General features: G+C 44.1%; 16 protein-coding genes. All 16 read left to right on the plus strand.

Going from position 1 to position 13062, the window contains the following annotated elements; genetic code table 11:
* Positions 1-5: 5 nt before the first annotated feature.
* The 16 genes from IGI69_RS06995 (at position 6) to yhbY (ending at position 13059) form a co-directional block, all read left to right on the plus strand.
* Positions 6-968: a beta-ketoacyl-ACP synthase III gene (locus IGI69_RS06995; RefSeq protein ID WP_005225889.1), complete on the plus strand. Its 963-nt coding sequence runs from the start codon at positions 6-8 to the stop codon at positions 966-968.
* A 52-nt stretch (positions 969-1020) separates the two neighbouring features.
* Positions 1021-1245 carry an acyl carrier protein gene (locus IGI69_RS07000; RefSeq protein ID WP_005225890.1) on the plus strand — a complete coding sequence of 75 codons (225 nt, stop codon included), beginning with the start codon at positions 1021-1023 and terminating at the stop codon, positions 1243-1245.
* A gap of 123 nt (positions 1246-1368) precedes the next feature.
* A complete protein-coding gene (gene fabD / locus IGI69_RS07005; RefSeq protein WP_154694429.1) occupies positions 1369-2292 on the plus strand; it encodes an ACP S-malonyltransferase in 924 nt (307 codons plus the stop codon).
* A gap of 9 nt (positions 2293-2301) precedes the next feature.
* The gene (fabG, locus tag IGI69_RS07010) at positions 2302-3039 is read left to right on the plus strand and encodes a 3-oxoacyl-[acyl-carrier-protein] reductase (protein ID WP_438740195.1); all 738 of its coding nucleotides are present in this window, start codon (positions 2302-2304) and stop codon (positions 3037-3039) included.
* A gap of 12 nt (positions 3040-3051) precedes the next feature.
* Entirely contained in the window at positions 3052-4290 is a 1239-nt protein-coding gene (fabF, locus tag IGI69_RS07015; RefSeq protein WP_016610185.1) for a beta-ketoacyl-ACP synthase II, read from the plus strand.
* On the plus strand, positions 4291-4773 hold the full coding sequence (accB, locus tag IGI69_RS07020; protein ID WP_016610184.1) for an acetyl-CoA carboxylase biotin carboxyl carrier protein: 483 nt from the start codon (positions 4291-4293) through the stop codon (positions 4771-4773).
* A gap of 4 nt (positions 4774-4777) precedes the next feature.
* Positions 4778-5206, plus strand: coding sequence for a 3-hydroxyacyl-ACP dehydratase FabZ (fabZ, locus tag IGI69_RS07025; protein ID WP_005225895.1), 429 nt, complete (start codon positions 4778-4780; stop codon positions 5204-5206).
* A gap of 7 nt (positions 5207-5213) precedes the next feature.
* Positions 5214-6578: an acetyl-CoA carboxylase biotin carboxylase subunit gene (locus IGI69_RS07030; RefSeq protein WP_005225896.1), complete on the plus strand. Its 1365-nt coding sequence runs from the start codon at positions 5214-5216 to the stop codon at positions 6576-6578.
* Between the two features lie 12 nt (positions 6579-6590).
* A complete protein-coding gene (accD, locus tag IGI69_RS07035; protein WP_005225897.1) occupies positions 6591-7460 on the plus strand; it encodes an acetyl-CoA carboxylase, carboxyltransferase subunit beta in 870 nt (289 codons plus the stop codon).
* Complete coding sequence (locus IGI69_RS07040) at positions 7453-8238, plus strand: acetyl-CoA carboxylase carboxyl transferase subunit alpha (protein ID WP_015509573.1); 786 nt, start codon at positions 7453-7455, stop codon at positions 8236-8238. Before accD ends, IGI69_RS07040 begins: the two co-directional genes overlap by 8 nt.
* Positions 8239-8428: 190 nt before the next feature.
* On the plus strand, positions 8429-9274 hold the full coding sequence (locus tag IGI69_RS07045) for a transporter substrate-binding domain-containing protein (RefSeq protein WP_005225899.1): 846 nt from the start codon (positions 8429-8431) through the stop codon (positions 9272-9274).
* Positions 9275-9296: 22 nt separating this feature from the next.
* A complete protein-coding gene (locus tag IGI69_RS07050; RefSeq protein WP_005225900.1) occupies positions 9297-9986 on the plus strand; it encodes an amino acid ABC transporter permease in 690 nt (229 codons plus the stop codon).
* 16 nt (positions 9987-10002) lie between these two features.
* Complete coding sequence (locus IGI69_RS07055) at positions 10003-10728, plus strand: amino acid ABC transporter ATP-binding protein (protein ID WP_438740198.1); 726 nt, start codon at positions 10003-10005, stop codon at positions 10726-10728.
* A gap of 359 nt (positions 10729-11087) precedes the next feature.
* The gene (locus IGI69_RS07060) at positions 11088-11612 is read left to right on the plus strand and encodes a YqeG family HAD IIIA-type phosphatase (protein WP_005225903.1); all 525 of its coding nucleotides are present in this window, start codon (positions 11088-11090) and stop codon (positions 11610-11612) included.
* A 1-nt stretch (position 11613) separates the two neighbouring features.
* On the plus strand, positions 11614-12732 hold the full coding sequence (gene yqeH, locus IGI69_RS07065) for a ribosome biogenesis GTPase YqeH (RefSeq protein ID WP_010748089.1): 1119 nt from the start codon (positions 11614-11616) through the stop codon (positions 12730-12732).
* 15 nt (positions 12733-12747) lie between these two features.
* A complete protein-coding gene (gene yhbY, locus IGI69_RS07070) occupies positions 12748-13059 on the plus strand; it encodes a ribosome assembly RNA-binding protein YhbY (protein WP_005225905.1) in 312 nt (103 codons plus the stop codon).
* Positions 13060-13062 lie beyond the last annotated feature (3 nt).

A 13062-nucleotide genomic window follows, 5' to 3' on the forward strand; every position in this document is an offset into this window, starting at 1 on the left:
AATGGATGAATATGTTTGGAAAAATTACCGCGACTGCAAGTTATGTTCCAGAAAAAATCGTAACAAATGATGATCTATCAAATTTGATGGATACTTCAGATGAATGGATCCATTCTCGCACGGGAATCAAACGAAGAAGAGTCGCTGTTGGCGAAAACACTTCAGACCTTTGTATTCGCGTCGCTCAAACGCTCTTGCAAGATGCTCAGCTTTCAGCAGAAAGTCTAGATTTTATCTTGGTAGCGACGATCACACCGGATTTCAATACACCGGCGGTTGCTTGCCAAGTCCAAGGGGCGATTGGGGCAGTCAATGCCTTTGCTTTTGATATCAGTGCAGCATGTGCTGGTTTCGTGTATGCATTGTCTATGGCTGAAAAACTGATTCGAACGGGCGCTAAAAAAGGATTGGTCATCGGTGGAGAAGTACTTTCAAAAGTCTTGGATTGGAACGACCGTTCGACGGCTGTTTTATTCGGAGATGGTGCCGGCGGTCTATTGCTGGAAGCATCTTCAGAGCAGCATTTGCTCAAAGAGTCTTTAAAAGCAGATGGGACGCGAGGCATGTCCTTAACATCTGGTTTTCGAACGAATGAGAATCCTTTTTCACAAAACGCTCCGGCGTATAGTGCTTGTATGCAAATGATTGGACGAGAAATCTTTGATTTTGCGACGCGTGATGTGGTCGCCTCGATCAATGATCTGACACAAGATGAAGCAATCGATTATTTTTTGCTTCACCAAGCAAATTCACGTATTTTAGACAAAGTTGCTCGCAAGCTGAAGCAGCCCCGTGAGAAATTTTTGCAAAATATGCAAGATTATGGCAATACTTCGGCAGCCTCGATTCCGTTATTGCTAGATGAAGAAATCAAACGAGGTACACTGTCACTTGGCAGTGGTCAAAAAGTGGTGTTCTCAGGTTTTGGCGGCGGATTGACATGGGGAACTATGTTAGCCACCTTATAACTTGTTCACGAAACAAAATTACTATTGAAAAACACATTGGAGGAATATACACATGGTATTCGAAAAAATTCAAGAAATCGTAGCAGAAGAATTAGGAAAAGAAAAAGAAGAAATCAAATTGAACACAAACATCCAAGAAGATTTAGAAGCAGACAGCTTGGATCTTTTCCAAATCATTAACGAGATCGAAGATGAATTCGATGTGAAGATCGAAACAGAAGATGGTATCACAACCGTTGAAGATCTAGTTAAATATGTAGAAAAACAACAAGCATAAAACAAAGGCTAGGCAGACAGCCTAGCCTTTCCTTTTTAAGAACGTGTTTTTGCTGATTCATAGACGAACTGCAAGAAGCCATGTTCTCCAACGACAACGATCAAAGTAATGAAGGAGTGCAAGATGAAGACAGCCTTTTTATTTAGCGGTCAAGGCGCACAGTACCCCCAAATGGGAGAAGAGCTCTATCACCAAGAAGCAATCGTTCGTGAGACGTTTGAACAAGCCAGCACCATTCTAGGATATGATATGGCCGAGCTATGCTTTACTGAAAACGAACGTTTAAACCAGACGGAATATACGCAGCCTGCCATCTTAACGGTAAGTACGGCTTTTTGGCGACTTTTGGATGCGCAAGGAATCAAAGCAGATGCTGTTGCTGGCTTGAGTTTAGGCGAATATACAGCCTTAGTCGCTAGTGGTGCGCTTGATTTCCAGACAGCAGTCGCATTGGTGCAAAAGCGCGGTCGGTATATGGCAAGTGCGGCGCCAGCAGGTATTGGGAAAATGGTCGCTGTGATGAACACACCCGCTGAGACGATTGAAGAAATCTGTAAAGAAGCAAGTCAAGTGGGGATCGTGACACCAGCGAATTACAATACGCCGCAGCAGATCGTCATTGGCGGTGAAGCGCCGGCAGTGGATAAAGCGGTGGAATTGTTACAAGCTGCTGGAACCAAACGGGTGATTCCTTTAAATGTCAGCGGTCCTTTCCATACTGCTTTGTTGGAACCCGCATCGCAGCAATTAGCACAGGAATTAGCTCAAATCACCTTTGATGAGTTGCAAATACCTGTCATCAGCAATACGACCGCGCAGCCAATGCAGCAAGACCAAATCAAGGAACTGTTGACGCTGCAAGTGAAATCGCCAGTGCGTTTTTACGAAAGCATTGCGACACTGAAGCAGCTTGGCATCCAACAAGTCATCGAGATCGGACCAGGAAAAGTATTGAGCGGTTTTATGAAGAAAATAGACAAAGAAATCCAGACTGCGCGTGTAGAAGATAGCCAAACGTTGGCAGATACACTAGCCCGATTCAACTAGGAGGAATTTATGGATCTGCAAAATAGAAACGTCTTTGTAACTGGTAGCTCGCGAGGGATCGGTTTTACCATCGCGGAAGCCTTTGCCAAAGAAGGAGCGAATATCGTTTTAAATGGACGAAAAGAAATTCCTCAGTCACTGATCGATCGCATCACCAACTACGGCGTGAAATGTGTAGCGATCAATGGGGACATTTCTGATTTTGATCAAGCGGCAGCCATGCTTTTAGAAGCAGAAGCGGCAGTCGGACCGATCCACATTTTAGTCAATAATGCCGGGATCACGAATGACAAATTATTGTTGAGAATGAAACCCGAAGATTTTGATTCAGTGATCAAAATCAATTTGACTGGTACCTTCAATATGACGCAGCACGCGTTGAAAAAAATGATGAAGCTGCGAGAAGGCCGCATCATCAATTTGACGAGTGTGGTCGGCTTGACGGGAAATATCGGGCAAGCCAACTATGCGGCAAGTAAAGCTGGCGTGATCGGTTTTACGAAATCTGCCGCTCGTGAAGGTGCCGCTCGGGGGATCACCTGCAATGCGATCGCCCCAGGATTTATCGAAACAGAGATGACTGAAGTGCTGTCGGATAAAGTCAAAGAACAATCATTGGCAAATATTCCATTACAGCGTTTTGGTTCCACACAGGATGTTGCGCAAACAGCAGTCTTTTTAGCAAAAAGCCCCTACATCACTGGTCAGGTGATCAGTGTAGACGGCGGGATGGCAATGCAAGGGTAGGAGGAAGAATAGATGAATCGAGTAGTAGTTACAGGATACGGCGTCACTTCTCCAATCGGAAATGACCCAGAAACATTTTTAGCAAGTTTACAAAACGGGACCAACGGCATCGGCCCGATTACAAAATTTGACGCAGAAGCAACTGGGATCTCAGTTGCCGCTGAGGTCAAAGATTTTCCGTTAGAAAAGTACTTCGTTAAAAAAGATACGAAGCGGATGGATCTTTTTTCCATTTATGGAATTTATGCGGCGTTAGAAGCGATGGAAATGGCGAAGTTAGATACAGAAACCATTGATGTGGATCGTTTTGGCGTGATGGTTGGTTCAGGGATCGGCGGCTTGCCAACGATTCAAGACCAAGTAATTCGGATGCATGACAAAGGAGCAAACCGGGTATCACCAATGTTTGTACCGATGTCGATCGTAAATATGGTTGCCGGCAACATTGCATTACGGGTAGGTGCGAAAGGCATTTGTACGACGACTGTTTCCGCCTGTGCTTCTGGTACCCATTCAATCGGTGAAGCTTTTCGGAACATCAAGCATGGCTACGCAGATGTCATGATCGCTGGTGGTTCAGAAGCGACGATCTGTGAAATCGGTATCGCTGGTTTTGCGTCTCTGACGGCGTTAACCACTGAATCAGACCCTGACAAAGCTTCCGTTCCGTTTGATAAAAATCGTAGTGGGTTTGTCATGGGTGAAGGCGCTGGTGTCTTCATTTTAGAATCATTGGCGCATGCGCAAAAACGTGGGGCAACGATTTTAGGTGAAGTCGTAGGGTATGGTGCGAACTGTGATGCCTACCATATGACTGCGCCAAATCCAGATGGATCAGGTGCTGGAAAAGCAATGAAATTGGCGATGCAAGAAGCAGCGATCACCCCGGCTGAAGTTGGCTACATCAATGCCCACGGTACAAGCACGCCTGCCAATGACAGTGCAGAAGCGACATCGATCCAATACGGATTGGGCGAAGACTATAAAAAACCATATGTCAGCAGTACAAAGTCAATGACTGGTCATTTGCTTGGAGCGGCTGGTGGAATCGAAGCCATTGCTTCACTATTAGCATTACAACATCAATTTATTCCACCAACCATCAACGTGACAGAACAAGATCCTGAGATCGACTTGAACGTTGTTATCAATCAAAGCCAGCCAGCAGAATTGACCTATGCCATGAGTAATTCACTTGGGTTTGGCGGTCATAATGCAGTGATCTTGCTGAAACGTTGGGAGGAAGCGTAATTGGAAACACATGAGGTAAAAGAGCTGCTCAGCCAATTCGATCAATCGACGTTAACTGAGCTTCAATTAAAAAAAGAGACATTTGAACTTTATTTTAATAAAAATACGACAAGTGGGCTACAAAGTGCATCCTCTGCACCTGCTTCTGCTCCTGCAGCGAATGCTGCGCCAACTCCTGTTGCACCAACGCCTGCTGTCTCAGCAACACCGGACACAGTAGAAACGGCAAAACCTGTTTTAGAGGGCAAAGAAGTTGTCTCTCCATTAGTGGGTGTCGTTTATTTGAAACCAAGTCCTGATAAAGACAACTTCAAACAAATCGGCGATCACGTGAAAAAAGGTGATATTCTCTGTATCGTTGAAGCGATGAAAGTCATGAATGAAATCGTCAGCGACGTCGATGGCGAATTAGTTGAAGTCTTGGTTGAAAGCGAACAAATCGTTGAATACAATCAACCATTATTCCGTGTGAAAGAAGGGTAAAGCAATGAGCGCATTAACGATTCAAGAAATCAAAGAAATCATCCCCCATCGTTATCCGATGCTTTTAGTGGATCGGGTAGAGGAGTTAGAAGAAGGCAAACGGGTCGTTGCGAAGAAAAACGTTACTATCAATGAGCCGTTTTTCCAAGGTCATTTTCCCCATGAACCAGTGATGCCCGGAGTATTGATCGTGGAAGCAATGGCACAAGCAGGTGCTGTGGCATTGCTATCATTGGAAGATTTTCGTGGGAAAACTGCCTACTTTGGCGGTTTAGACAAAGCAAAATTCAGAAAAAAAGTAACACCAGGCGATACCTTGATCTTAGAAGTAGAAATAATCAAAGTGAAATCTGCAGCTGGCATCGGCAAAGGAATTGCCTATGTTGATGGGAAAAAAGTGGCGGAAGCAGAATTGACTTTCATGATTGGATAGGTGAGACATGTTTTCTAAAGTATTGATCGCAAACCGTGGCGAAATCGCCGTACGTATCATTCGCGCTTGTCGCGAATTAGGTATTCAAACGGTCGCCGTTTATTCAGAAGCAGATAAAGAAGCGTTGCATACAGAGCTTGCCGATGAAGCGATTTGTATCGGACCTGCCAAAGCAGCCGACTCTTATTTGAATGTACAGCAGATCCTAAGCGCTGCGATCGTCACAAAGGCTGAGGCGATCCATCCTGGATTTGGCTTTCTTTCAGAGAATAGCCGCTTTGCTGCGATGTGCGAGGAATGCAATATCGTCTTTATTGGGCCAAAGAGTGAGACTATCGATGCAATGGGAAACAAAATCAATGCAAGACGCTTGATGATCGAAGCAGAAGTACCGGTCATTCCCGGAAGCAAAGGCGCGATTTCTGATGTGGAAGAAGCTTTAACGATCGCTGAAGAGATTGGTTACCCAGTCATGCTCAAAGCTGCGGCCGGCGGTGGCGGTAAAGGGATACGGAAAGTCGCAGATAAAGAAGCATTGCCTCATCATTTTGCTTCGGCGCAGCAAGAAGCGAAAGCGGCATTTGGCAACGATGAAATGTACATTGAAAAAATCATTTATCCTGCTCGACACATAGAAGTGCAAGTGTTAGGTGATTCTTTTGGTAATATTATCCACCTTGGTGAACGCGATTGCTCGCTACAACGCAACAACCAAAAAGTGTTGGAAGAATCCCCTTCTGTGGTGATTTCTGAAAGCAAGCGAGCAGAACTAGGAGAAGCAGCGGTGCGTGCCGCACAAGCGGTAGGGTATCGTAATGCTGGCACGATCGAGTTTTTAATGGCGGACACTGGGGAGTTTTATTTCATGGAAATGAACACTCGAATCCAAGTGGAACACCCGATCACCGAAATGGTGACAAACATTGATTTAGTCAAAAAACAACTTGAAGTCGCTAGTGGTGAACCGCTAGGTTTGACGCAAGCAGACATCAAGATGACGGGCGCGGCGATCGAATGTCGGATCAATGCAGAAAATCCAGCCTTCAATTTTGCACCGTCACCAGGCAAGATCAACAATTTGTTTTTACCAAGTGGCGGCCTAGGCGTTCGTGTAGACAGTGCCATGTATTCTGGCTACACGATTCCACCTTATTATGATTCTATGATCGCTAAAGTGATCGTTCACGGCGAGAACCGTTTCGAAGCGTTGATGAAGATGCAGCGGGCGTTAGCCGAATTAGTGACCGATGGTGTCATTACGAATGCAGAATTCCAAATGGACTTGATCAGTCACCCGAAAGTGATTGCGGGAGACTATACAACCGCCTTTTTACAAGAGGAATTTCTGCCAAATTGGACACCTGAACAATAGGAGGGAAGATGAGTGGCTTTATTTAAGAAGAAAAACTACATTCGCATCAATCCTAATCGAGGTCAGCTGCCAACGAACGAACCAGTCGTACCAGATAATCTTTGGGCGAAATGTCCTAGTTGCAAACGAACGCTTTATACGAAGGAGATGGGGGCAGAGAAAGTCTGTCCTCACTGCGGGTATAATTTCCGAATCAGTGCCTGGGAACGAATCGCTATCACGATTGATGAGAAAAGTTTTGAAGAATGGGACACAGATGTAACCACAAAAGATCCTCTTGATTTTCCTGGATATTTGGATAAAGTCGCCCAAATGCAAGAAAAAACTGGGTTGCATGAGGCTGTCCTCACAGGAGAAGCAAAAGTTCAAGGATTGCCGTTAGCGATCGGGATCATGGATGCGAATTTCATCATGGGCAGTATGGGAACGGTCGTGGGGGAGAAGATTACCCGTTTGTTTGAACGTGCGATCGAAAAACAGCTACCAGTTGTTCTTTTTACCGCTTCAGGTGGTGCACGGATGCAAGAAGGAATTTTGTCACTGATGCAAATGGCAAAAATCTCTGCGGCGGTAAAACGCCATAGTAAAGCTGGCTTGTTTTATCTAACGGTTTTAACGGACCCGACAACCGGTGGCGTCACCGCTAGTTTTGCGATGGAAGGGGATATCATCCTGGCAGAACCGCAAGCCTTGATCGGTTTTGCTGGACGACGTGTGATTGAACAAACCATTCGTCAGGAACTACCTGAAGACTTTCAAAAGGCAGAGTTTCTGTTAGATCATGGCTTTGTCGATCAAATCGTTCCGCGGACGAACTTGCGGGAGAAAATCCACCATTTGATTTCTTTGCATACGCGGAAAGGATGGGATCGTAATGACTAGAGCAGCCCACGAAATCGTTGAACTCGCTCGCAGCAAAGACCGTTTGACGGCACTGGATTACTTTGACGGCATTTTTTCTGAGTTTGAAGAGTTTCATGGAGACCGTCTGTTTGGCGAAGATGAAGCCGTTGTTGGCGGCATTGCTTGTTTAGATGGCAAGCCAGTGACCGTGATCGGTATTCAAAAAGGCCGTAATCTGCCTGAAAATTTACGCAGAAACTTTGGCTCGCCACATCCTGAAGGCTATCGCAAAGCGTTACGCTTAATGAAGCAAGCAGAAAAATTTCAGCGACCTGTGGTCACATTGATCAATACAGCAGGGGCGTTTTGCGGTATTGGCGCGGAAGAGCGCGGAGAAGGCGAAGCGATTGCCCGTAACTTGATGGAAATGTCCGATTTAACGGTACCGATCTTGGCAATCATCATTGGTGAAGGCGGCAGCGGCGGTGCCTTAGCACTGGCATTAGGCGATGAGGTTTGGATGATGGAACATTCGATCTATGCCATTTTATCTCCCGAAGGCTTTGCTTCGATCCTATGGAAAGATGGCAGCCGTGCCAAAGAAGCTGCTGGCTTGATGAAGATCACAGCTCAAGAATTATATGAACTCGGTGTTATTGAAAAAGTGATTGCTGAAACCCATGAAGAGGCCTTTTTACCGAAAGAGCAATTGATGGAACAGATGAAAGCGGCAATTTCAAAGAAACTTGCCGAACTTTCTACCTTGCAAACAGATGAATTGCTTGAGGCAAGGTATCAACGTTTTCGCCGATTTTAAAAACTAGGATATCCACTCTGATTAGAGGATGGGTATCCTAGTATTTTTTTATTAAAAGTGTTATTGAATAAATCGTACAAATGGCGAAGTTTTTAGTTTAAAATTTAATTATTCTGTGCTATTATGTATATATTCTGAATATAAGAAGATTATATTGCATAAATATTTGTTTTGAAGAGGAGCGTTTTTAATGAAAAAATTATTTGGAGCACTTGTTGTATTGACGGGGATTTTGGTTTTAGGAGCTTGTGGGAATGGCGGATCATCGAGTACTGGAAGTTCTAGTGCCAGCGGTTCGGCGGATAATCAATTGGAAGCCATCAAAGCAGCTGGTGTGTTAAATGTGGCAACTTCTGCTGACTTTGCCCCGTTTGAATTTCATGCCTTGATCGATGGCAAAGATACGATCGTGGGCGCAGATATCGATATGGTCAATGAGATCGCTGATCGTCTTGGTGTCGAAGTGAATATTTTGGACCTTGATTTCAATGCTGTTTTGACTGCTTTGCAACAAGGGAAAGCCGATATCGCTGTTTCAGGCATCTCAGCAACTGACGAACGTAAACAGACTTTTGATTTCACCGATAACTATTTTACACCAGAACAAAAATTAGTTGTTAATAAAAACAATGAATCGGCATTTGATTCAATCGAAAGCTTGTCTGGCAAAAAAGTAGGCGCTCAAAAAGGCTCGATCCAAGAAATGATCGTTCAAGATCAATTAGCTGATTCGCAATTGGTTTCCATCGCCAAAGTTCCGAATCTAGTCAATGAATTGAAACAAGGCTCGATCGACGGTTTGGTCCTTGAAAGTGCGGTTGCTGAATCGTATGTTGCACAAAATGATGACCTCGTGATCACTGATGTAGCATTAGAAGCATCTGAAGGCGATTCTTATGCAATTGCTTTACCTAAAGGGAGTACCGAATTACAAGAAGAACTAAACAGTATTTTGAAAGAATTGATTGAAGATGGTACAATCGATGAGTATGTACAAAAGAACACAGATCTAGCCAACGAAAATGCGGCGCAATAGATAGAACGGAGTAGACACAATTATGGATTTATCCTTTTTAGCGATATATTACCCTTATTTTCTTTCTGGTGTGGTGATCACCATCGTGATCTCTATCATCACCGTGATCTTTGGAACGATTCTAGGGGTGATTTTTGCCCTAATGAAATTATCAAAAGTGACGCCTTTGCGCTGGTTTGCTAATGCGTATATTGAAGTCATCCGCGGCACACCGATGCTGGTGCAGATATTGATCGCTTTTGGTCTTTTGCAAGGAATGTTTGCCTTGCCGACGGTCTCGATCGGCGTGTTGAGTCTTGATTTTGGGCGGCTATTTCCTGGGATCATTGCGCTCTCGCTTAATTCTGGGGCATATGTTGCTGAGATCGTCCGAGGGGGAATCAATGCCGTTGATTACGGTCAAACAGAAGCGGCTGGTTCTTTAGGGTTGCGGCCTTTTCAAACGATGCGTTATGTCGTATTGCCACAAGCACTACGCAACATTTTGCCGCCACTAGGCAATGAATTTATCGTTTTGATTAAGGATTCCTCTTTGCTTTCAACGATCGGCATCTACGAGCTGATGAACAGTGCGCAGATCGTTGTCACCAGTTCTTTCCAACCATTAACGCCTTTCTATGTGGCGGCGGTCATTTACTTCATCTTGACGTTTACGACTTCGCGACTATTGAGTTTATGGGAAAAGAAACTAGGCAAAGGCTATCGTCGTTAAAAGGAGAAGACAAGCTATGATGTTAGATATTCAAGATTTACACAAAACCTTTGGCAGCAATCAAGTGCTAAAAGGGATCACAACGACGATCGCTCAAGGAGAAGTCGTAGTGGTGATTGGGCCATCTGGGTCAGGAAAAAGCACGTTTTTACGCTGTTTGAACCTATTAGAAGTACCGACAAGCGGAAAAATCTTTTTTGAAGGAACCGATATTACCGATCCAAAGAATGATTTGTATAAGATGCGTGAAAAAATGGGTATGGTATTTCAAAATTTTAATCTTTTTCCGAATATGACGGTTTTAGAAAACATTACTTTGTCCCCGACGAAAGTCAAGAAGGTAGCAAAATCGGCGGCTGATCAGTTGGCAAAACAACTACTAAATGATGTTGGCTTACCAGACAAAGCAAAAGCCTATCCTCAAAGTCTTTCTGGTGGACAAATGCAACGAATCGCTATCGCACGTGCCTTGGCGATGGAACCAGACGTGATGCTCTTTGATGAACCGACTTCAGCGTTAGACCCAGAAATGGTTGGCGAAGTATTGTCCGTCATGCAGCGTTTGGCTCAGCAAGGAATGACGATGGTCATCGTCACTCATGAAATGGGCTTTGCGAAAGAAGTCGCGGATCGGATTTTATTTATGGATCAGGGAATCATTATGGAGGAAGGAACGCCAGAACAGATCTTTGATCATCCGAAAAATCCACGAACCATTGATTTTTTGAGTAAAGTATTGTAAACTGCGAGAAGTTCGCAGTTGTTAGTGATAAATTTGGACCTTTCCTAAGCATCCTTTCAGTAAAAGGATGCTTTTTTGACGGAAAAAAGACTACTTTAAAGAAGTGATAGGACAAACGGTTGTCTTGGCAGGTTCCTTTTTCAGTTCTTTTACAAGAAACCTGCAGAAACTGGCGCACTTGCTAGTATTCAAAAAGATTCTATTGTATAATTACAGGTTGAGGAGGTCTGATCTTGATAGAAACCATCTGCGTGATTGTAGGCAGATCGGACTGTTTCTTTTTAAGGATCGACAATTTGGATCGATGACTAGTCGCCGATTTTTAATACGTGAAGAAATCATGCAGCAAAGGAGATTTTATGTTTTCAAATTATAAACCGACTTGGATGGTCGATGCGATTTATAAAATCACCCCTAGCCAACTAAAGGCACAGGGGATCAAAGGGATTTTGACCGATCTTGATAATACCTTGATTGCTTGGAACAATCCTGACGGAACCGAAGAACTAAAAAACTGGCTACTGGAAATGAAAAATGCAGGGATACCGGTAGTTGTCGTTTCCAACAACAATAGTGAACGAGTGGCACGGGCAGTTGCGCCCTTTGGTTTAAAGTACGTACACCGCGCATTAAAACCCTTTTCAAGAGGGATCAAACAAGGCTATCAACAATTAGGCTTGAAAAAAGAAGAGGTCGTGATGATCGGCGATCAAATCATGACGGATGTACGAGGTGCCAATCGTGCCGGTGTTCGCAGTATTTTAGTGAAACCAGTGATCCCAACGGATTCTTGGAAAACCCAATTTAATCGAGCCGCAGAAAGAAAAATCATGAACTATTTATTGAAGCACAACCCAGAGTTAAAATGGCGTGGAGGAATTTAATATGACAGAAGGAATCGAAGAAATTCACTGTATCGGCTGCGGGGCAGTGATTCAGACAACGAACCCCAATGAATTGGGCTACACCCCGCAATCCGCATTAGAAAAAGGACTTGAATCAGGAGAAGTCTATTGTCAACGCTGCTTCCGTTTGCGCCATTACAATGAGATCCAAGATGTTTCCCTTACCGACGATGATTTTCTGCGTCTACTGAATGAAATCGGGGAAAAAGAAGCCTTGATCGTTAATGTCGTTGATATTTTCGATTTTAATGGTTCATTGATCCCAGGACTGCACCGCTTTGTCGGCAATAATCCTGTTTTATTAGTGGGCAACAAGGTGGATATTTTGCCAAAATCTTTGAAAAAATCGAAGATGACCCAATGGATGAAGGAACGTGCTCATGAAGCTGGTTTAAGACCAGTGGATGTATTATTGACGAGTGCCAAGAAGCCAGGTGAAACGGAAGCTTTACTGCAAGCGATCGAAACGTATCGTGAAGGACGCGATGTCTATGTGGTGGGTGTGACGAATGTTGGAAAATCAACATTGATCAATCAAATCATCAAACAAACAGCGGGGATCAACGAATTGATCACGACTTCGCGTTTCCCAGGAACCACATTGGATAAAATCGAGATTCCATTGGATGACGGACACTTCTTGATCGACACACCAGGAATCATTCATCGTCATCAAATGGCGCATTATTTAGGTAAAAAAGATCTAAAAATCGTGGCACCAGCCAAAGAGATCAAACCAAAGGTGTATCAGTTGAATCCAGAACAAACTTTGTTCTTAGGAGGACTTGCCCGATTTGATTTCATTCAAGGAGAACGCAGTTCATTTATTGCTTATGTAGCAAATGATGTGGCGATCCATCGGACCAAATTAACGAAAGCCGATGAGTTTTATGAGAAACATGTTGGTGGGCTGCTGCAGCCGCCGCGAGCAGATGAAGTGGCGGATTTTCCTGAACTCGTCCGTTTCGAATTTTCAATCAAAGAAAAAACCGATATCGTTTTTGCTGGACTTGGCTGGATCACGATCACCAAACCGTGTGTCATCGCTGGGTGGGCGCCAAAGGGTGTCGATGTGCTTAGACGTAAAGCATTAGTATAAGGAAGAAGGAAGAATATGGACTTACGAGGAAAACAAAAAAGATTTTTACGAAGTGAAGCGCACCATTTAAACCCGATTTTTCAAATCGGCAAAGGCGGCTTGAATGACGCGATGATGGCGCAAATTGAAGAAGCGCTAGAAAAACGAGAATTGATCAAAGTCTCATTGCTCCAAAATACCGATGAGGTTGCTGACGAAGCAGCTGAAACGATCCGTGAGAAAGTCGGCTGTGAAGTGGTACAGATCATCGGACGAGTGATCGTTTTATTCAAACCGTCAAGCAAAGAAAAATACCAAACGATTTCAAGCAAAGTTCGTTCAATTTAGGAG

This window comes from Enterococcus sp. DIV1083b (assembly GCF_051713705.1).
GTDB classification, from domain to species: Bacteria; Bacillota; Bacilli; order Lactobacillales; family Enterococcaceae; genus Enterococcus_D; species Enterococcus_D casseliflavus.